This window comes from Kocuria sabuli (assembly GCF_040981185.1).
Classification (GTDB): Bacteria; Actinomycetota; Actinomycetes; order Actinomycetales; family Micrococcaceae; genus Kocuria; species Kocuria sabuli.
In genome coordinates, this window is the sequence record NZ_JAVHZE010000007.1 from 144512 (window position 1) to 162981 (window position 18470).

19 protein-coding genes are annotated in these 18470 nt (G+C 74.9%); 7 read left to right on the plus strand and 12 right to left on the minus strand.

Annotated features, from left to right (window positions below; translation table 11 throughout):
- Nucleotide 1: 1 nt before the first annotated feature.
- The 3 genes from RE027_RS09410 to RE027_RS09420 are packed head-to-tail and all read right to left on the minus strand — an operon-like array spanning nt 2 to nt 3044.
- On the minus strand, nt 2–313 hold the full coding sequence (locus RE027_RS09410) for an AzlD domain-containing protein (protein WP_368807990.1): 312 nt from the start codon (nt 311–313) through the stop codon (nt 2–4).
- Nucleotides 310–1032 carry an AzlC family ABC transporter permease gene (locus RE027_RS09415; protein WP_368807991.1) on the minus strand — a complete coding sequence of 241 codons (723 nt, stop codon included), beginning with the start codon at nt 1030–1032 and terminating at the stop codon, nt 310–312. The genes RE027_RS09410 and RE027_RS09415 overlap by 4 nt, the downstream gene beginning before the upstream one ends.
- The gene (locus RE027_RS09420; protein WP_368807992.1) at nt 1029–3044 is read right to left on the minus strand and encodes a glycoside hydrolase family 15 protein; all 2016 of its coding nucleotides are present in this window, start codon (nt 3042–3044) and stop codon (nt 1029–1031) included. The genes RE027_RS09415 and RE027_RS09420 overlap by 4 nt, the downstream gene beginning before the upstream one ends.
- Nucleotides 3045–3166: 122 nt before the next feature.
- Here RE027_RS09420 and RE027_RS09425 point away from each other — a divergent pair, with 122 nt between their 5' ends.
- From RE027_RS09425 to RE027_RS09435, 3 genes are read left to right on the plus strand one after another with little or no spacing between them, the layout of a single operon-like run.
- The gene (locus RE027_RS09425; protein WP_368807993.1) at nt 3167–3481 is read left to right on the plus strand and encodes a metal-sensitive transcriptional regulator; all 315 of its coding nucleotides are present in this window, start codon (nt 3167–3169) and stop codon (nt 3479–3481) included.
- A 41-nt stretch (nt 3482–3522) separates the two neighbouring features.
- Entirely contained in the window at nt 3523–3732 is a 210-nt protein-coding gene (locus tag RE027_RS09430) for a heavy-metal-associated domain-containing protein (RefSeq protein WP_368807994.1), read from the plus strand.
- Entirely contained in the window at nt 3725–6031 is a 2307-nt protein-coding gene (locus tag RE027_RS09435; RefSeq protein ID WP_497795570.1) for a heavy metal translocating P-type ATPase, read from the plus strand. The genes RE027_RS09430 and RE027_RS09435 overlap by 8 nt, the downstream gene beginning before the upstream one ends.
- Before the next feature lie 81 nt (nt 6032–6112).
- Here RE027_RS09435 and RE027_RS09440 read toward each other — a convergent pair whose 3' ends face one another.
- The 4 genes from RE027_RS09440 to pdxR form a co-directional block, all read right to left on the minus strand.
- Nucleotides 6113–6310, minus strand: coding sequence for a hypothetical protein (locus RE027_RS09440; protein WP_368807995.1), 198 nt, complete (start codon nt 6308–6310; stop codon nt 6113–6115).
- 116 nt (nt 6311–6426) lie between these two features.
- Nucleotides 6427–6900, minus strand: a complete 474-nt coding sequence (locus tag RE027_RS09445; RefSeq protein ID WP_368807996.1) for a hypothetical protein — start codon at nt 6898–6900, stop codon at nt 6427–6429.
- A gap of 60 nt (nt 6901–6960) precedes the next feature.
- Complete coding sequence (locus tag RE027_RS09450; RefSeq protein ID WP_368807997.1) at nt 6961–7551, minus strand: DUF308 domain-containing protein; 591 nt, start codon at nt 7549–7551, stop codon at nt 6961–6963.
- An 80-nt stretch (nt 7552–7631) separates the two neighbouring features.
- On the minus strand, nt 7632–9188 hold the full coding sequence (gene pdxR / locus RE027_RS09455; RefSeq protein WP_368807998.1) for a MocR-like pyridoxine biosynthesis transcription factor PdxR: 1557 nt from the start codon (nt 9186–9188) through the stop codon (nt 7632–7634).
- Nucleotides 9189–9335: 147 nt separating this feature from the next.
- On the opposite strand from pdxR, the gene pdxS reads away from it, so the two are divergent.
- Both pdxS and pdxT read left to right on the plus strand, forming a co-directional pair.
- On the plus strand, nt 9336–10292 hold the full coding sequence (gene pdxS, locus RE027_RS09460) for a pyridoxal 5'-phosphate synthase lyase subunit PdxS (protein WP_368807999.1): 957 nt from the start codon (nt 9336–9338) through the stop codon (nt 10290–10292).
- On the plus strand, nt 10289–10891 hold the full coding sequence (pdxT, locus tag RE027_RS09465) for a pyridoxal 5'-phosphate synthase glutaminase subunit PdxT (RefSeq protein WP_368808000.1): 603 nt from the start codon (nt 10289–10291) through the stop codon (nt 10889–10891). The genes pdxS and pdxT overlap by 4 nt, the downstream gene beginning before the upstream one ends.
- A 75-nt stretch (nt 10892–10966) precedes the next feature.
- On the opposite strand, the gene RE027_RS09470 is transcribed toward pdxT, so the two are convergent.
- The 5 genes from RE027_RS09470 to RE027_RS09490 form a co-directional block, all read right to left on the minus strand.
- The gene (locus RE027_RS09470) at nt 10967–11842 is read right to left on the minus strand and encodes a TPM domain-containing protein (protein WP_368808001.1); all 876 of its coding nucleotides are present in this window, start codon (nt 11840–11842) and stop codon (nt 10967–10969) included.
- A gap of 149 nt (nt 11843–11991) precedes the next feature.
- Nucleotides 11992–12882 (minus strand): universal stress protein, encoded by an 891-nt coding sequence (locus RE027_RS09475; RefSeq protein WP_368808002.1) that lies wholly within the window; start codon nt 12880–12882, stop codon nt 11992–11994.
- Between the two features lie 46 nt (nt 12883–12928).
- On the minus strand, nt 12929–13900 hold the full coding sequence (locus RE027_RS09480; RefSeq protein ID WP_368808003.1) for a universal stress protein: 972 nt from the start codon (nt 13898–13900) through the stop codon (nt 12929–12931).
- A gap of 51 nt (nt 13901–13951) precedes the next feature.
- On the minus strand, nt 13952–15304 hold the full coding sequence (locus RE027_RS09485; protein WP_368808004.1) for an MATE family efflux transporter: 1353 nt from the start codon (nt 15302–15304) through the stop codon (nt 13952–13954).
- 58 nt (nt 15305–15362) lie between these two features.
- Complete coding sequence (locus tag RE027_RS09490) at nt 15363–15734, minus strand: RNA-binding S4 domain-containing protein (protein WP_368808005.1); 372 nt, start codon at nt 15732–15734, stop codon at nt 15363–15365.
- Nucleotides 15735–15993: 259 nt separating this feature from the next.
- Here RE027_RS09490 and RE027_RS09495 point away from each other — a divergent pair, with 259 nt between their 5' ends.
- A complete protein-coding gene (locus tag RE027_RS09495) occupies nt 15994–16830 on the plus strand; it encodes an ABC transporter substrate-binding protein (RefSeq protein ID WP_368808006.1) in 837 nt (278 codons plus the stop codon).
- A gap of 160 nt (nt 16831–16990) precedes the next feature.
- Nucleotides 16991–18470, plus strand: a 1480-nt coding sequence (locus RE027_RS09500) for a M13 family metallopeptidase (protein WP_368808007.1), incomplete at its 3' end; no start/stop codon positions are given.

The window sequence follows — 18470 nt, forward strand, 5'->3', positions numbered from 1 at the left end:
GTCAGGCCGCCCCGACCAGCCGCAGAGCGGCCGCGGCGGCCGCGCCCAACACCACGACCAGCAGGAACGGCGCGCGCAGGGCCAGGGCGACCCCGGCCACGAGCAGGGCCCCGAGCCGGGCGTCGAGCACCAGGGCCTGCCCCGAGCCGAAAGCGTTCATCACCACGAGCGCGGCGAGCAGACCGACCGTGACCGTGCCCGCCATCCGCTCCACCCGGGGGTCGTCCAGCACGCGGTCCGGAACGAGATAGCCCACGAGCTTCAGGCCGTAGGCCAGCGCGCACGCCCCGAGGACCCAGAACCACAGGCTCATGCCCCGGCCTCCGCCCGGCCGGCCGCTCCCGCGGGGGCTCCGCCACCGCGGGAGCGGCCGAGGAGCGCGGCCACCACGGCGGCCACCAGGATGGGCAGCCCCGGCGGCAGCACCGGGATGGTCAGGGCCGTCACCAGGGCGCACACCACGGCGACCGCCACGGGCTCCCGGGCGGTCAGCCGGGGCCACAGCAGCCCCAGGAACGCGGCCACGGCGGCCCCGTCCAGGCCCCAGCGGGCCGGGTCGCCGAGCGTGTTGCCGAGCAGCGCGCCGAGCACGGTGAACAGGTTCCAGAGCAGGAACACGCCCACGCCCGCGACCCAGAACCCCCGCCTCTCCTCGACGGGGTCGCTCTGGGAGGACGCCGCCGCGTTGGACTCGTCGATGGTTACGTGGGCGGCGAGGAGCCGCAGCCAGCCCCGAGGGCGCACCAGGGCGTTCATGCTCATGCCGTAGACGGCGTTGCGCACCCCGAGCAGCGTCGCCGCACCCAGCGCCGAGACCCCGGCCCCGCCGCCCGAGACCACGCCGATGAAGGCGAACTGGGACCCGCCCGTGAACATGAGCGAGGACAGGGCGACCGTCTGCCAGAAGCTCAGCCCCGCCGCCACGGACAGCGCGCCGAAGGAGATCCCGTACAGCCCGGTGGCCACGGACAGGGACAGCCCGATGCGCACCGCCGGCGAGCTCCGCAGGTCCGGGGGAACGGCAGAGCTCACGAGCCGGCGCCGGTGGGAGCGGGCACGGCCTCCTGGGGCTCCGGGGCGGTCCGGCGCCCCTGTGCGGCGTCGAGCGCGTCCATCGCCTGGACGAGGGCCAGGTGGGTGAAGGTCTGGGGGAAGTTGCCGGTCAGCCGCCGCCGGTCGGGCGACCACTCGGTGGACAGCAGCCCGAGGTCGTTGGCGCGGGACAGCACGAGGTCCACGAGCTTGCGCGCGCTGTCGGTGCGGCCCGAGCGCGCGTACTGGGCGGCCAGCCACAGGGACGCGCCGAAGTGCGGGTTGTCCTGGCCCGTGAAGCCGTCCACGCCGACCACCCCGGCGTAGGCGTCGGGGTTCTCGGGGTCCACGGGGCCCAGCACGTTGCGGTAGCGGTGGATCAGCCCGCACGGGTGCCGCAGCTCCTCCTCGATCCGCCGCACGGTCCCCAGCATCCGCTCGTCGTCGTAGGCCACGAAGCCCACCTGGGGCAGCTGGAGCAGGGAGGCGTCCACGGTCTTCGCCCCGTAGTGCTGCACGAAGGAGCCGATCTCGGGGTCGTAGCCGCTGGTCCAGATCTCCTCGGCCAGCGCGTCCCGCAGCTGCTCCCACAGCGGCGCGTCCCCGGGCAGCCCGTGCAGGCGCACGGCGTCCACCCCGGACTGCAGGGCCGCCCACATCAGCACCCGGGAGTGCGTGTAGTACTGCCGCTCGCCGCGCATCTCCCACAGGCCCTGGTCCTTGACCTCGTAGTTGTCCACCACGGAGCGCAGCATCGCCTGCTGGAGCGGCCAGGAGAGGTGGTCCTCCACCGCCCCGCGCCGGCGCAGCTTCTCGAACACGACCATCACGTGGCCCACGGCGTCCGCCTGGTGCTGGCCCGCCGCGCCGTTGCCCTCCCGGACCGGACGGGAGCGCTCGTAGCCCGGCAGGTCCAGCTGGTGCTCCCGCCCCCGGCGCTCCCCCGCGATCCCGTAGATGTTCTGCAGGTCGTGCGGATCCCCCGCCACGGCCCGCAGCAGCCAGTTGCGCAGCTGGACGGCCTCCCGGTCGTGGTCGTGGTCGAGCATGACCTCCAGGGCCATCGCCGCGTCCCGCAGCCAGGAGAAGCGGTGGTCCCAGTTGCGCTCCTCGCCCACCACGTCCGGCAGGGAGGTGGTGGGCGCGGCCACGAGCCCGCCCGTCTCCTGGTGCATCAGGGCCCGCACCACGAGCAGGGAGCGCCGGACCACGTCCGAGCGGCCGGCCACCGCGTGGCCCCGGACCGGGACGATGTGCACCGGCTCGTCCCGGTCCGCGGCCGGCGGGGTGTACAGCCCGGACCAGTCCTGCCACAGCTCCACGGTCCGGGTGAGCTGCTCGTTGACGTCGACCGGCGCCGGCGGCGTGCGGTGGGACGGGAAGTGCGTCAAAACGAAGTCCCGCGCCTGGCCGGCGGAGACGGTGAAGGTCCCGTGGTGGCGGCGCTCGTCGTCGCCGCGCGTGGCCTCGGGCAGGGGCTCCCCGCGCAGCACGAGGGCGTCCGGCCCGGCCATGGCCACGAGCATGGGCGGGGCGGGGTCGCCGCCCTCGGGGTCCTCCTCCCCCTCGAAGCGGCTGACCCAGGGAACCACGGCGCCGTAGCCGAAGCGGACCCGCAGCTCCTGGTACATCTCGACCTCGCCCGTGAGGCCCTCGACGCGGCGGATCAGGTCCGTGCGGGAGGTCAGCGGGAGGAAGTCGGTCACGCGCACGGAGCCGGAGTCCGTGACCCACACCGTCTGGAGCACGAAGGTGTTCTCCACGTAGAACCGCTCGGCGACCTGGGCGCCGCTCTCCTCCTCGTCGAGGACCTCCCCGCCGGCCTCGTCCACGACCGCGGAGGCGGGGGCGAGCAGCCAGCGCCCGTGGTCGGCCTCGCCCAGGAGGGCGCCGAAGACGGAGGGGGAGTCGAAGCGCGGGGCGCACAGCCAGTCGACGGAGCCGGTGCGGGAGACGAGCGGACCCGTGCGCATGTTCGAGAGCAGGGCGTAGTCCTCGATCAGTGAAGCCATGCCTCAAGATTCGCACATCGGCGCCCCGGCCCGGCCCCTCCGGATCCGCCCCGGACGGCACCGGCCCTTGAGGCATACCCCCAAGGGGTATAGGGTGGGGGCAGGACGACCGAGGAGGACCCATGACCGACACGCTCCCGCCCCACGGGTACACCCACGACAAGGACGCGTACCTCAAGCGGCTCCGGCGCATCGAGGGCCAGGTCCGCGGCATCCACCGGATGGTCGAGGAGGACAAGTACTGCATCGACGTCCTCACCCAGATCTCCGCGATCCAGTCCGCGCTCAAGGCCGTGAGCCTGGGCCTGCTGGACGAGCACCTGAACCACTGCGTCGTGGGCGCCGTCGAGGCCGCCCAGGAGTCCGGCGACGGGGCCGGCGTCGACGCCAAGCTCCAGGAGGCGTCCGCGGCCATCGCGCGCCTGCTCAAGAGCTGACCCGCCCCACGAACGAACCCACCGACCCCCAGGAGAACATCGTGCAGACCACCGTCAACGTGTCCGGAATGACCTGCCAGCACTGCGTCAGGTCCGTCACCGAGGAGCTCACCGCGCTGGGCGGCGTCGAGTCCGTCGACGTCGACCTGGTCGCCGGCGGCGCCTCGCCCGTCGTCGTGACCTCCTCCCGGGAACTGGGCCAGGAGGAGATCGCGGAAGCCGTCGAGGAAGCGGGGTACTCGGTTGTCTGAGACCGGCACGCGCGCCGCGGCGCCCGGGCAGGCGGCCGGGCCGCTGCGCACCCTCGAGCTCGAGATCACGGGCATGACGTGCTCCTCGTGCGTGAGCCGGGTCGAGCGCAAGCTGGGCAAGCTCGACGGCGTCGACGCGTCCGTGAACCTCGCCCTGGAGACCGCCACCGTCCACGCGCCGGAGGGCGTGAGCGACGAGGAGATCGTCGGGACGGTCGAGAACGCCGGCTACGGGGCCACTGTGCGGAACGCGCCCGGGGCCGGCGACGACGGGACCGGCGGGGGATCGGTCTCCGCGATGGCCCGCGTGTCCGGCCGGGAGGCCTCCTCGCTGCGCTCCCCCGGGTCCCTGCGCCGGCGACTGCTCGTGGCCGGCGCCCTCTCCGTACCGGTCTTCGTCATCTCGATGCTGCCCGGCTTCCAGTTCCCCCACTGGGGCTGGGTCGCGGCGCTGCTGAGCCTGCCGGTCGTGACCTGGGCGGCGTGGCCGTTCCACCGCTCCGCCGCCGTCAACGCCCGGCACCTCACCTCCACCATGGACACCCTCGTCTCCCTGGGCGTGTCCGCCGCGTACCTGTTCTCGCTGTGGAACCTGCTGCGCGACCCCGCCATGACGGCCGACGCGATGCTCGGCCACCGGATGGACATGAGCGGGCACCTGCTCTACTTCGAGACCGGCGCCCTCGTGACCGCCTTCCTGCTGCTGGGCCGCTACCTCGAGGCCCGGGCGAAGGCCCGCTCCGGCGAGGCGCTGCGCGCGCTGCTGGAGCTGGGCGCGAAGGACGCCGTGGTCCTGCGGGACGGCGTCGAGACGAACGTGCCGGCCGAGCAGCTGCGGCCCGGGGACCGGATCGTCGTGCGCCCCGGGGAGAAGATCGCCGCCGACGGCGTGGTCGTCGAGGGCCGCTCGGCGGTGGACACCTCGCTGCTCACCGGCGAGTCCCTGCCGGTCGAGGTGGAGGTCGGCGACGCCGTCACCGGCGCGACGATCAACACCAACGGCCGGCTGCTCGTCGAGGCCACCCGAGTGGGCGCCGACACGACCCTGGCCCAGATGGGCCGGACGGTCGCGCAGGCGCAGACGGGCAAGGCCCCCGTGGCGCGGCTCGCCGACCGGATCTCCGGGGTGTTCGTCCCGGTCGTGCTCGCGATCGCGCTGCTCACGCTGGTGGGCTGGCTGGTGCTCACGGGGGACGTCGACTCCTCCTTCGTGGCCGCCGTCTCCGTGCTGGTCATCGCCTGCCCGTGCGCCCTCGGCCTGGCCACGCCCACGGCCCTGCTCACCGGCACCGGCCGCGGCGCGCAGCTGGGCATCCTGATCAAGGGCGCCGAGGTCCTCGAGGACACCCGCACCGTGGACACCGTGGTGCTGGACAAGACGGGCACCGTGACCAGCGGCCGGCTCTCCGTGGCCGCCGTGACCCCCGTGGCCTCCTACTCCCGGGACCAGGTGCTCGACCTCGCCGCCTCGGTCGAGCAGCACTCCGAGCACCCCATCGCCCGGGCCGTGGCCGCGGCCACCCCGCACCGGTTCCCGCTCTCCGGGTTCGTCTCGGCCCCCGGCGGGGGCGTCCGCGCGCACGTGGCCGACGGGATGCACTCCCGCTCGGTGGTGGTCGGGCGCACCACCTGGCTCGCCGAGAACGGTGTGCGCCTCGACGGGGCGCAGCTGGACGCGCTGCGGCGCGCCCAGGAGGGCGGCTTCACCACGGTCCTCGTGGCCGTGGACGGGGCGCTCGCCGGGTTCGTGGACCTGCGGGACACCGTGAAGGACGACGCCCGGGAGGCGATCGACCGGCTCAAGGGCCTGGGTCTGCGGCCCATGCTGCTCACCGGCGACAACGAGCCGGTGGCCCGCTCCGTCGCGGCCGAGGCCGGCATCCCGGCCGAGGACGTCGTGGCGGACGTCAGCCCGGAGGGCAAGGTCGCGGTGGTCCGCGACCTGCAGGACGACGGGCGCGTGGTCGCCATGGTGGGCGACGGCGTCAACGACGCCGCGGCGCTGGCCCAGGCCGACCTCGGGATCGCGATGGGCTCAGGGACGGACGCGGCCATCGAGGCCGCCGACATCACGATCGTGCGCAGCGACGTGCGGTCGGTCCCCACGGCCATCGCCCTCTCCCGGCGGACCCTCGCCGTCATCAAGTCCAACCTGTTCTGGGCCTTCGCCTACAACGTGGTGGCCATCCCCGTGGCGGCGGCCGGCCTGCTCAACCCGGTGATCGCGGGCGCCGCCATGGCGTTCAGCTCCGTGTTCGTGGTGCTGAACTCCCTGCGGCTGCGCGGCTTCGGCCGCTGACCGGGACGCCGGTCCGCACGCAGGAACGCCCCGGGAGGACCGATGTCCTCCCGGGGCGTTCCTGCGTGCGGGGCGCGTCGCTCAGGCGTCGGCGGCGCCGGGGTTCACCACGCTGTCCTCGTCCTCCTCGAGCTCGGGCACCTCGGACTTGTAGTCCTCCTGGGCCACGTCCGTGGGGTCCTCGTCCGGATCCGCGTCCGGCTTGTCCGCCATCCGCTGCTCGACCTTCTTCTCGAACTCCTCGTCGCCCTCGGTGGGAGGTTCCGGCTGCTGGCTCATGCTGATTCCTGTCGTCGGGCCTCGAGCAGGGCGCGGGGTCGGCCCTGCTGCTCAGGTCCCTTCCAATCTACTGAGCGGGCGGCCGGCGGCCAAGTGCCGTGGCCGCCGGCGGCGGGTCAGGCCCGCGGGCCGGGGGCTGCGCCGTCGTCGCCCGTGCTCCCGTCCGTCCTCTCGCCGGGGCCCTCGCCCCGGCCCTCGGCGGGGTGCCGGCCGAGCAGGTCCTCGCCCTGGGTGTCGGGGTGGACGCGCTGGCCGAACTCGGCCTCGCCGGCCGGCCGCGCGGCGGCCTGGCGGCGGGCGCGGGCCTCGGCGTAGAGCTTCGCCGAGGACCGGTTGACGCCGGTGCCCTCGCCGAGGTGGGGGTCGTTGGGCTTCTCGATGATCATGAGCGTCGCGCTGAACACCAGGGCCACGATGAACACGATGCCGGCCGCGGTGAAGGCGAGGTCCAGGCGCGGGGCGTTCTCGGTCCCGCCGCTGGCGAGGACCGCCACGCCGCCGAACGTGACGGCGGCGAGCACGGCGGAAAGGATCAGGGGGCCCTTGACGTCGGCCCGGAAGCCGTCTCGCGAGCCCTTGCGCTGTGCCACTCGTCCTCCTCGTGAACCGGTGTCGTGGGCAGGACGGGGCCTGCCGTGCGGTAGCCCAGTCTACGCGGTTCCGGCCGGGGCCTGTCCTCGGCGGTCCTCGTGCCGGAGGCTCAGCGCGGCGAGCAGGTGGGTGACCCCGATGACCACCGCGGCGGCGCCCACCACGCCGAAGAGCGCCTTGGCGCCGAGATCCACCACCAGCACGAGACCCGTGGCGGCGAGGACGGTGACGAGCCCGGCGATCGTCCAGTCCCGGCCCAGCGGGAAGGTGGTGCGGAACTTCAGCCCGAGCGCGAGCTCCGTGAGGCCGGCGACGCCCAGGACGAGCCCGGCGTAGAGCACGAGACCGCCGGGGCTGTCCGCGCCGACGAGCGCGAGGATCCCGCCCACGACGTAGAGCACGCCGTAGGACTGCGGGACCTGCCGGCTCGGCCCCATGTCCACGTGGTCGTTGCCGTTGAGCCGCAGCTGGAGCAGGATGCTCGCCGCGCCCGTCAGCAGGAGGTAGAGGCCCACGCCCCAGACCACGACGCCCATCGTCGGCTCCTGCCAGAAGATGGTCACGGCGGCGAGGACGAGGGCCACGAGCGCGCGCAGCAGCGTGGGCGCGAACAGGTCGCGGTGGATGCCGGTGCTCGGATCGGGGTTCACGGTGGGGCCTTTCGGGGGACGGCTCGTCGGGCGGGGCCCGGTGCGGCGGCCCGTGCGGGGCCCGCGGGGCACGGGACAGTCTAGCGAGCGGCCCCGGTCCCCGGCCCGGGCGCCGAGAGCACCCGCGCGAGCACCGCGAGGGCGTCCGGCAGGGCGTCCCCCTCCGGTGCGGCGCCGGTGGCGCCGAAGCCCACGACGACGCCGCGGCGCGCGCCACGGGCACCTTCCGCCCAGTAGGAGCCCAGTGCGGCCACCCGCACGCCCGCCGCCGCCGCGCGGGCCACGACGTCCTGCTCCTCGAACGCCACCTCCCCGGTGAACTCGAGCACGGCGTGCAGCCCGCCGTCCATGGGCACGGCCCGCACCCCCCGGACCCCGGCGAGCGCGGCGGTGAGCAGGTCCCGCCGGCGCCGGTACTCCCGCCGCATCCGGGCGGTGTGCCGGCGCAGCCCGCCGTCGGCGAGGAAGCGGGCCATGGCGTCCTGGGCCACCGCCGAGGCGGGGTTGCCGAGGTCGGTGCGCAGGCGCAGCAGCTCCTCGCGCAGGGCGGGCGGGGCCAGCAGGTAGCCGACCCCCAGTCCCGGCGCGAGGACCTTGGTGAAGGAGCCGAGCGTGGCCACGTGCCCCCCGGCCCCGAGCCGCCGGCCGGGGGACGGCGGCCCGGGGACGGCGCCGGGCCCGTGGTCCAGGGAGGACAGCGCCGGCAGGGGCTCGCCGACGTAGCGCAGCTCCGAGTCGTAGTCGTCCTCCACGATCAGGGCGTCGTGGGCGCGGGCCCAGCCGAGCAGCTCGAGGCGGCGGGCCGCGGGCATCGAGGCCCCCAGGGGGTACTGGTGGCTGGGGGTCACCACCACGGCGTCGGGAGCCCGCTCGACCTCCCACCTCCCCGCCCCGGACCACGCACCCGAGGGCAGGCGGGCGGGGTCGAGGCCCTGGTCGTCGATCGGCACGGGCAGCACCCGGTGGCCGAGCCGTTCCGGCACCCGGCGCAGGGAGGGGTAGCCGGGGTCCTCGACGGCGACGCGCAGCGGGCGGCCGGCGAGTCCGCCGAGCGCGGCGAGCAGGAGCTGGAGCCCGTCCCGGGCGCCGGCCGTGACGAAGAGGTCCTGCGGGTCGCGGACCACGCCGCGCATCAGGCGCAGGTGCTCGGCGATCTGCTCGCGCAGCGCCTCCGAGCCCTGGGCCGGCGGTGCGCCCGACCCGGCGGCGGCCGCGGCGTCCCGCCACGCGGCCCGCCACCCGGGGGTGGCCAGCCGGCCCGTGTCGGGGCGCCCGGGGGTGAGGTCGATCATCGGCCGCTCGCGGGCCCGGCGCGGGCGCGCCGCGGGCGGGCGCGGGTCCGGCCGGGTGCCCGGCCGCTCCACGCGGGAGCGGGCGAGGTCGGGGTGCACGACGGTGGCCCCGTTGGTGGCGTGCAGGTAGCCCTCGCCGTGCAGCTGGTCGTAGGCGGTGACCACGGAGCCCCGCGAGATGCCGAGCCGGGCGGCGAGCCCCCGCGTGGAGGGCAGCGGGTCCCCGGGGCGCAGCGCCCCGGAGACCACCAGGTCCCGCAGCTGCTGGACGAGCTGGGCCGGCAGCGGCGCGGGATCGGCGCGGTCCACGCGCACGGGCACCTCGACGTCGTGGGGATGGCGCACGGGACCTCGGTTCTCCGTCGTCCGCGGAAGTCGTCCGCGGACTCCTCTGTGGACTCGTCCGCGGACGCACCTGCGGACGAGTGGTCCAACGAATTCTATCGTTGGTGGACCTGTCGGTGGACCACTCCGCCCCGGAGGATGGGACGCATGACCGATCTGCAGACCACCCCTGCCCAGACCTCCGCCCGGACCACGTCCCCCGCGGACGCCACCCCCCTGACCGGCTCCCCGCTGGTCAAGCGCGGCCTCGCCGACATGCTCAAGGGCGGCGTCATCATGGACGTCGTCACCGCCGAGCAGGCCCGCATCGCCGAGGACGCCGGCGCCGTCGCCGTGATGGCCCTCGAGCGCGTGCCCGCCGACATCCGCGCCCAGGGCGGCGTGGCCCGCATGTCCGACCCCGACCTGGTCGAGGGCATCCAGGCCGCCGTCTCCATCCCGGTCATGGCCAAGGTCCGCATCGGCCACTTCGTGGAGGCGCAGGTCCTGGAGCACCTGAAGGTCGACTACATCGACGAGTCCGAGGTCCTCTCCCCCGCCGACTACGTCAACCACATCGACAAGCAGCGCTTCACCGTCCCGTTCGTGTGCGGTGCCACCAACCTGGGCGAGGCCCTGCGCCGGATCGCCGAGGGCGCCGCCATGGTCCGCTCCAAGGGCGAGGCCGGCACGGGCGACGTCTCCGAGGCCACCAAGCACATCCGCACCATCCGCGGCCAGATCGCGGAGCTGCGGGCCCTGTACGCGATCTCCCCCGACGCCCTCTACGTGAAGGCCAAGGAGCTCGCCGCTCCGTACGACATCGTGCTCGAGGTCGCCCGCACCGGGAAGCTGCCGGTCGTGCTGTTCACCGCCGGCGGCGTGGCCACCCCCGCGGACGCCGCCATGATGATGCAGCTCGGCGCCGACGGCGTGTTCGTGGGCTCCGGCATCTTCAAGTCCGGCAACCCCGCCGCCCGGGCGCAGGCGATCGTGAAGGCCACCGCCTACTACGACGACCCCGAGAAGATCGCCGAGGCCTCCCGCGGGCTCGGCGAGGCGATGGTCGGGATCAACGTGGGCGACCTCCCCGCCCCGCACCGGCTCGCGGAGCGCGGCTGGTGAGTTCCGCGCCCCGGGTCGGGGTCCTCGCCCTGCAGGGCGGGGTCGCCGAGCACGCCGCGATGCTGCAGGAGCTCGGCGCCGAGCCGGTGCTCGTGAAGACGGCGGAGCAGCTCGCCGGGCTGGACGCGATCGTCCTGCCCGGCGGGGAGTCCTCCACCGTGGACCGGCTGCTGCGCCTGTTCGGGCTCCGGGACCCGCTGCGGGACGCCGTGCTCGGCGGTCTGCCCACCCTGGGCACGTGCGCCGGGCTGATCCTGCTCTCCTCCGGCATCGAGGACCCCGCCCCCGGCCAGCAGACCCTCGAGGTCCTGGACGTCACGGTGACCCGCAACGCGTTCGGCACCCAGACGGCCTCCGAGGAGGCCGCGCTGACCTGGGGCGAGGACGGGGCCACCGTGCGCGCTGCCTTCATCCGCGCCCCCGTGGTGACCCGCGCGGGCGAGGACGTCACGGTGCTGGCCCGGCACCGGGGCGAGGTGGTCGCGGTGGCGAGCGGCAACGTCGTCGGCATCTCGTTCCACCCCGAGCTCACCGGGGAGACCACGGTGCACCGGCACCTGCTCTCCCTCGTCGCTTCCCGGCGCGCCCTGCCCGCCTGACCCTCCGGCCCGTGCCGCCCGCCCGGCGCCGTTCCCGGTCAGCACGCGGCGGTGCAGCGTGCTGACCGGGCCGAATCAGTAGCTGCCGGACGCCCCGCCGCCGGTGAAGCCGCCGCCTCCGCCGAAGGAGGACCCGCCCGGAGCGCCGCCGTCCGTGCCGCCGCCCGACCCGCCGGAGTACAGCCCCGGGTTGGCCAGGTAGAGCGGCAGCCACACGGCGGGGTTCGTCACGGCGTCGTCCTTGCGGTGGTGGTACCGGTACGTCCGGTACGCCGTCCGCTGCTCCTCGGTGAGCCGCAGACCGGGGTCACGCTGCTCCGCCGCACGGAGCTCCTCGTCGGAGATCCGGCGCCGGCGGCGGAGGTCCGCGGCGATCCACCAGGCCACCAGCCCGGCGACCAGGGCGAGGGGTCCGGCGATCCAGCCGAGCAGGGCCCAGTCGAAGGGCTCCCGCGGCGGCTCCCCGCCCTCCGCGTACAGGTGGATCCGGTCGACGGCCGCGGTGAGGCCCTCGGCGTAGCGGCCGTCCGCGAAAGCGGGGCCGAGCACGTCGTCCACCACGCGCTCCGCCTCGTCGTCCGTGAACCGCTCCCGGACCCCGTCCGCGGACTCGATCCGCAGCTCCCGGTCCTCGGTGGCCGCGACCACGAGCACGCCGTTGTCCGCCCCGGCGTCGCCCACCCCCCACGCTGTGGCGACCTCCCGTGCGTAGTCCTCGATCGACCCGTTCACCGACTCCACCGTCAGCACGGCGACCCGCGCGGCGTCGCCGCCCGTGCCGCGCCGGTCGATGAACGCGTCGAGGTCCTGCTCCTCCTGGTCCGTCAGGACGTCCGCGGCGTCCAGGACGTCCGACGCGGCCGGCGGGGCGGGGACCTCCACGGCAGGCCCGGCGCAGCCGGTGAGGACGAGGACGACCAGTGCCGCCACGCTCGGAGCCCTGCGGCCCATGGGGCCCTCCTTCCGGCGCCCGCGGACGGTCCGGGGCGCGCCTTCCAGGATGACGCCTCCCGGCCGCCGCCGGATCCGCCCCCAGGACGAGGTCCGCGGGGCGGGGCCCGGACCGCTCCGCCTGCGGACGGACGGCGCCCCGGGCGGGCTCAGTCCTTCCCGCGGGTGGGGACCACCATCACCGGGCTCTCGGCCTCGTTCAGGACGGCCTGGGAGACGGAGCCCATGAGCAGGCCCCGGAACCCGCCGTAGCCGCGGCTGCCGACCACCACGAGCTCCGCCGTCCGGCCCGCCTCCACCAGCCGCTCGGCGGGTTCCCCCGAGAAGACGTGCGTCTCGACGTCCAGCCCCGGGCAGTCCTCCCGCACGGCCTCCGCGACCTGGTCCACCAGGGCGCGGGCGGGTCCGATGAGCTGCTCGTGCACCGCCCGGTCCAGGTCCGCGGAGCCCGTGGGCACGCTCGTGGCCTCCGGCACCACCATGACCAGCGTCAGTCCCGTGCCGTGCCATCCGGCGTGGCGGGCGGCCGCAGCGACCGCCGGGTTGTCCCGCCCCAGCCGGTCCACGCCGACCACCACGCGGCCCGCGAAGGGCCCGGCCCCCCGGGCCTCCCGGGCCCGCGGGTCCCAGCGCTCGGGCACCACGACCACGGGGCAGGAGGCGTGCGCCGACACCGCGGCCGAGACCGACCCCAGGCGCCCCCGCACGCCGCGCCGCCCCCGCCGGCCGAGCACGAGCACCTCGGCTGAGTCCGATCCCTGGACGAGCACCCCCGCCGCGTCGCCGCGCTCCAGGACGCCCACCGCCGCGACCCCGGCCTCCCGGGCCCTGGCGACGGCGGCACCGGCAACCCGGTCGGTCTCCTGCTCGATCGCCTCCAGGAACGGCCCGTACAGGCTGGGGTCCACGGCCACGGGCCGCCCCATGGAGACCACCACCTTCAGCTCGTCGCCGAGGGCCCGCGCCTCCCGGATCGCCCAGCCGAGGGCGCGGTCGCTGTTCTCGGAGCCGTCGTAGCCCACGACGATCTGCTCTGCCATCTGCGGTGCTCTCCTGTTCTCCCGGCGGGCACGGCCGGGCCGCTGCTCAGGCGGGGTGGGCGGGCACGACCATGACCGGGCCGGCGGCGTTCTCCAGCACGGCCTGGGAGACCGAGCCCAGCAGCAGCCCGCGGAACCCGCCGATGCCGCGGGAGCCGACGACGACCAGGTCCGCGGAGTGCGTGGCGTTCATCAGGATGCGGCCGGGCCGGCCGACGAAGATGTGGTGCTCCACCGTGAGGCCGGGGTGCTCGGCCTCGATCTCCTGCGAGACCTCGGCGAGCTTCCGCTCCGCCTCGTGGAAGTACCGGGCCTGGTTGAACTCGTCCTGGAACCAGGAGGGGGTGCCGGACATGGCCCCGTTAACCGAGACCAGCGCGAGGGGCTTGCCGTGCTGCTCGGCGTACTCCACGGCCTGCCACAGCGCCGGGTTGCGCGCGCCCAGGGCGTCGAGACCGACGACCACCCGCCCGGAGAAGTCGATCTTCTCCGCCTCGACCGGCCCCTGGTCCTCGAGCGCGAAGTCGTTCCCGCCGCGGTGGCGCTCGCTGTGCCGGCCCTCGGACGCCTCGGGGACGACCACGACCGGGCACTTCGCGTGCGCGGCGACGGCGGCGGACACCGAGCCGAGCCGCCCGCGCAGGGCGCCGCCGCGGCCGCGCTTGCCCACGACGACGAGCGCGGCCTCCCCCGACCGCTCGACGACGGCCTTGGCGGCGTCCCCGGCGGCCTCGACGGTCTGCACGGGCAGGCCCGCGTCCTCGACGACCCGCCGGGCCTCGGCGAGGTGCTCCGCGTTCTCCTGGGTCACAGCCTCGGTGAAGCGCATCTCGAGGCCGGGGTCGCCGACCCCGATCACCGGGTAGGCGCCGACCAGGCGGACCGAGAGGTTGTGCGCCCTGGCCTCCTCGACGGCGCGCTCGAGGGCGTGGCGGGCCTGGTCCGACCCGTCGATCCCGACGAGCACGACGTCGTGTCCGGCAGCGGGCTGGTTCTGCGTGCGGGAGTCGTTGTCCATGTTCGCATCGTAGGTGATCCGGACCACATCCCCGAGGGTGGTTCCCGCTTGTTACCGGGCGTTCCGGAGCAGCCACGCGTCCCCGCGGGCGCGCAGACCGAGGGTCAGCGCCCGGGCCCCCAGGTAGCCGCCCGCGTAGGCGATCCACAGCCACACGAGCCCGCCGGCGCCCGATCTTCCGGAGCTGGCCACGAGGCCCAGCAGCGGGAGGTAGACGGCGAGGTTGAGCACCCCGGCCACCGCGAGGTAGCGGGCGTCCCCGGCCCCGATGAGCACTCCGTCGAGGACGAAGACGTAGGCGGCCAGCGGCTGGCCGGCCGCCACCACGAGCAGCGCCGCCGCGAACAGGGCCTGCACGGCGGGGTCGGGGCTGAGCAGGAAGCCCAGCCGCGTCCCCAGCACGGCCACGGCCAGGCCGGTCAGCACGCCGAAGCCGAGGCCCCAGAGCACCAGCCGGCGCATCAGCTCGCGGATCGCCCGCCGCTCGGCCGGCTCCGCCAGGTCCCGGGCCCCCATGTCCCGGCCCAGCAGCGCCTGCGCGGCGATGGCCAGGGCGTCGAGGGCGAAGGCCAGGAAGCTGAACACCGTCATCACCAGCTGGTGGGCCGCGAGGTTCTGGGCGCCCTGCGCCGTGACCACCAGGACGGTCGCGAGGATGGCCACGCGCAGGGACACCGTGCGCAGCATCAGCCACGACCCCACGGCGAGGTGGGAGCGCAGCCGGGCCCAGGAGGTGCCGGGCCCCACTGCGTGCCGGCGGGCCAGACGGTGCACGATCCGCAGATAGGCCAGGGCCATGGCCCACTGCACGGCGCTCGTGCCGATCGCGGCGCCGGCCACGCCGAGGCCGGCGCCGTGCACCAGCAGGAGGTTGAGCCCCGCGTTGGCCGCCGCCCCGATCCCCGCGATGAGCAGCGGGGTCCTCGTGTCCTGGAACCCGCGCAGCACACCGGTGGCGGCCAGCACGAGGAGCATCCCGGTGAGCCCGGGCAGGGACCAGTACAGGTAGGCGACCGCGTGCTCCAGGACCTCGCCGCGGGCGCCCATCAGCTCCAGCAGCGGGCGGCCGAGCGCCCAGCCCGCGGCGGACAGGAGGACGCCGAGCCCGGCGGCCACCCAGAGCCCGTCCCGGCCCACCGCCACGGCCTCCGGGAGCCGGCCGGCGCCGAGGTGCCGGGCCACCGCCGGAGTGGTGCTGTAGGCGAGGAAGACCATCAGCCCCACGACCGTCTGGACCAGCGCGGCGGCCACCCCCACCCCGGCGAGCTGGGGGGTGCCGAGGTGGCCGACGATCGCGGAGTCCGCCAGCAGGAACAGCGGTTCGGCCACGAGCGCTCCGAAGGCGGGGACGGCCAGGGCCAGGATCTGCCGGTTGAGCCCGCGCGGGCGTGCGGTCGTGGTCACCGGACCAGGCTACCGACCGGCGGCCACCCGGCCGCCGCGCCGCCTCGTACGGAGCCCCTCAGAGGCCCCGGAGGCGGTCCAGCTCGCGGCGGTCCTTCTTGGTGGGCCGGCCGGCGCCCCGGTCCCGGCGGGGAACGGCCGAGTGCAGGGCCGGGGGCGGGGGCGGGCTGTGGTCCACGTAGGCGGCCGCGGCCACCGGCGCGCCGACGCGCTTGGTCAGCAGCTGCACGACCTCCAGGACCTGCTCGTAGCCGGGGCGGCGCACCGTGACCCGCTGGCCGGGCCGCACGGGCTGGGCGGCCTTGACGGAGGTGCCGTCGATCTTGACGTGGCCCGCCCGGCACGCGGTCGTGGCGGCGGAGCGGGTCTTGAACACCCGCACCGCCCACAGCCACACGTCCACGCGCACGCTCGCCGGCGCCGCCGTCATCGGTCCCCCTGCGGGGTCGGGGAGTCGTCGGTCCGAGTCATGGGCCCATTGTGCCCAAGAACGGGCTCCGGGGAGGACCCGGCCGCCGTGAGGACGTGGGCGGCAGTGGGGACAGCCGATGTGCTACCGACCAGTGGTGGGCGACACACCAGCGACCCGGGACGCCCTACACTGAGGCACATTCAGCAGTGGGTCCCGCTCCGGCACGACGCCGCGCCGGGGACGGCGGCCGACCACCTCCCGAGGGAAGGACAGATCCATGAAGAGCAGGTTCCACGGGGCAGCGACCCTGTCCGTGCTGGCCGTCTCCGCGCTGGCCCTGAGCGCGTGCACGAGCACCGGAGGGGGCGAGCAGGCCGCCGAGGGTGAGGTCAGCCTGATCAGTCCCGGGACCCTCACCGTCTGCTCGGACATCCCCTACGCCCCGTTCGAGTACGTGGAGGACGGCGAGACGGTGGGCTTCGACATCGATCTGGTCAACAACATCGCCGAGGACCTCGGGGTCGAGACGAACGTCATCACCACGGGCTTCGAGGCCATCGAGACGGGCTCCGCCCTGGACACCGACCAGTGCGACCTCGCCGCCTCCGGCATGACCATCACCGAGGAGCGGGAGTCGGTGATGGATTTCTCCGAGCCCTACCTCGAGGACAACCTCGCCCTGCTCGTGGCCCCGGACTCCGGCATCAGCTCCGTGGCGGACATCGAGGGCCGGCGCGTGGGCGCGCAGCAGGCCACCACCGGCGAGGAGTACGCGCGGGACAACGGGGCGGACGTCGTCCAGTACGAGACCTCCTCCCTGATGATCCAGGGCCTCAACACCGACGACGTCGAGGCCGTGCTCGGCAACATCTCCGTGACCGGCCCCGCCATCTCGGACAACCCGGAGCTGAGGCTGGTCGAGGAGATCGAGACCGGCGAGCAGCTCGGCATGGCCGTGAAGACCGGCAACACCGCCCTGCTGGAGCGGGTCAACGAGTCGCTGGCCACCATGGAGGAGGACGGCACCCTCGACCAGCTCAAGGCCGAGTGGCTGGGCACCGCGGACGCCGGGGACACCGAGGCCTCGGCGAGCCCGTCGCCGACCGCCGGCTGACGCACCCCGCACCCGCCGGACGGGTGTGACCAGCACCACGGACGCCGTGGTCCGCCCCGCGCGGGCCACGGCGCCGTCGTCCGTAGGCTGGGGCCGGGCGGCGACGTCGCCGGCCCCGTGCGTTCCGACACGCCCCACCACGACGACAGGGGATGCGCCCGTGACGACCGTCTCCGGCCTCGAGATGCAGCACCTCCACCCCGGCGTCCGCCCGCAGGACGACCTGTACCGCCACGTCAACGGCGGCTGGATCGAGGCCCACGAGCTGCCCGACGACCGCGCCTCCGACGGGGCGTCCGCGGTCCTCACCGACCTCAACGCCCGGCGGGTGCACGAGATCGTCCGCGAGGCGCCGGCCGGCTCGCGGATGGGCGCGCTGTACCGCTCCTTCCTCGACGAGGACGGGATCGAGCGCCGCGGCCCGAGCGCCCTGGACCCCGACCTCGCGGTGCTCGACGCCGCGTGCGGCAAGGAGCAGCTCGCCCGGGCCTCGGCCGCGCTGCAGCGCACCGGCGTGGACGGCCTGCTGTCCTTCTTCGTGGAGAACGACTCCGGGGACTCCTCCCGGTACTCCTTCTTCCTCTGCCAGGACGGGCTGTCCCTGCCCACGAAGTCCCACTACACCGGCGATCTGCACGAGCCGCTGCGCACGGCGTTCACGGACCACGTCGCGGCGATGCTCGAGCTCGCGGACCTCCCGGCGCGGTGGGGACTCGCCCCCGGCGAGGCCGCCGCCACGGTGCTGGCCATGGAGACACAGCTGGCCGCCGCCCACTGGGACACCGTCGCGGCCCGGGACGTGGGGCGGATGCACAACCCCGTGGACCTGCCCGGACTGGCCGCCCTGGCCCCCGGCTTCCCCTGGGCGGCATGGCTGGAGGGCACCGCCCCGACCCGGGGCACGGGCGTCTTCGACCGGGTCATCGTGCGCCAGCCCTCCTTCGTGACCGCGCTCGGCCGGCTGTGGGAGGAGTGGTCGGAGCAGCAGATCCGGATCTGGCAGTCGTGGCGGACCGTGTCCCGGCGCGCCCCGTTCCTGCCCCGGTCCTTCGTGGAGGAGAACTTCCGCTTCTACAGCACCGCCCTGTCCGGGATCACCCGCCCCCGCGAGCGGTGGCGGCGGGCCGAGTACCTGGTCACCCGGGTCCTGGGCGACGACGTGGCCCGCGCCTACGTGCAGCGCTGGTTCCCGCCGTCGCACAAGGCACGGGTGGAGCAGCTCGTGGAGCACCTGCTGGCCGCGTACCGGGAACGGATCTCCCGGCTGGAGTGGATGTCCCAGGCCACCCGGGCCCGCGCCCTGGAGAAGCTGTCCACGTTCACGGTCAAGGTCGGCTACCCCGGCACCTGGCGGGACTACTCGTCCCTGGAGCTGGACCCGGCGGACCTGCTCGGCAACGTCCGCGCCGGGCTGGCCCTCGAGCACGACCGCGCCGTCGGGAAGATGGGCGCTCCCGTGGACCGCGGCGAGTGGCTCCTCCACCCGCACTGGGTCAACGCCTACTTCCACCCCGTGCTCAACGAGGTGGTCTTCCCAGCCGGGATCCTGCAGCCGCCGTTCTTCGACGCCGACGCCGACGACGCGGTGTGCTACGGCGCGATCGGGTCCGTGATCGGCCACGAGATCGGCCACGGCTTCG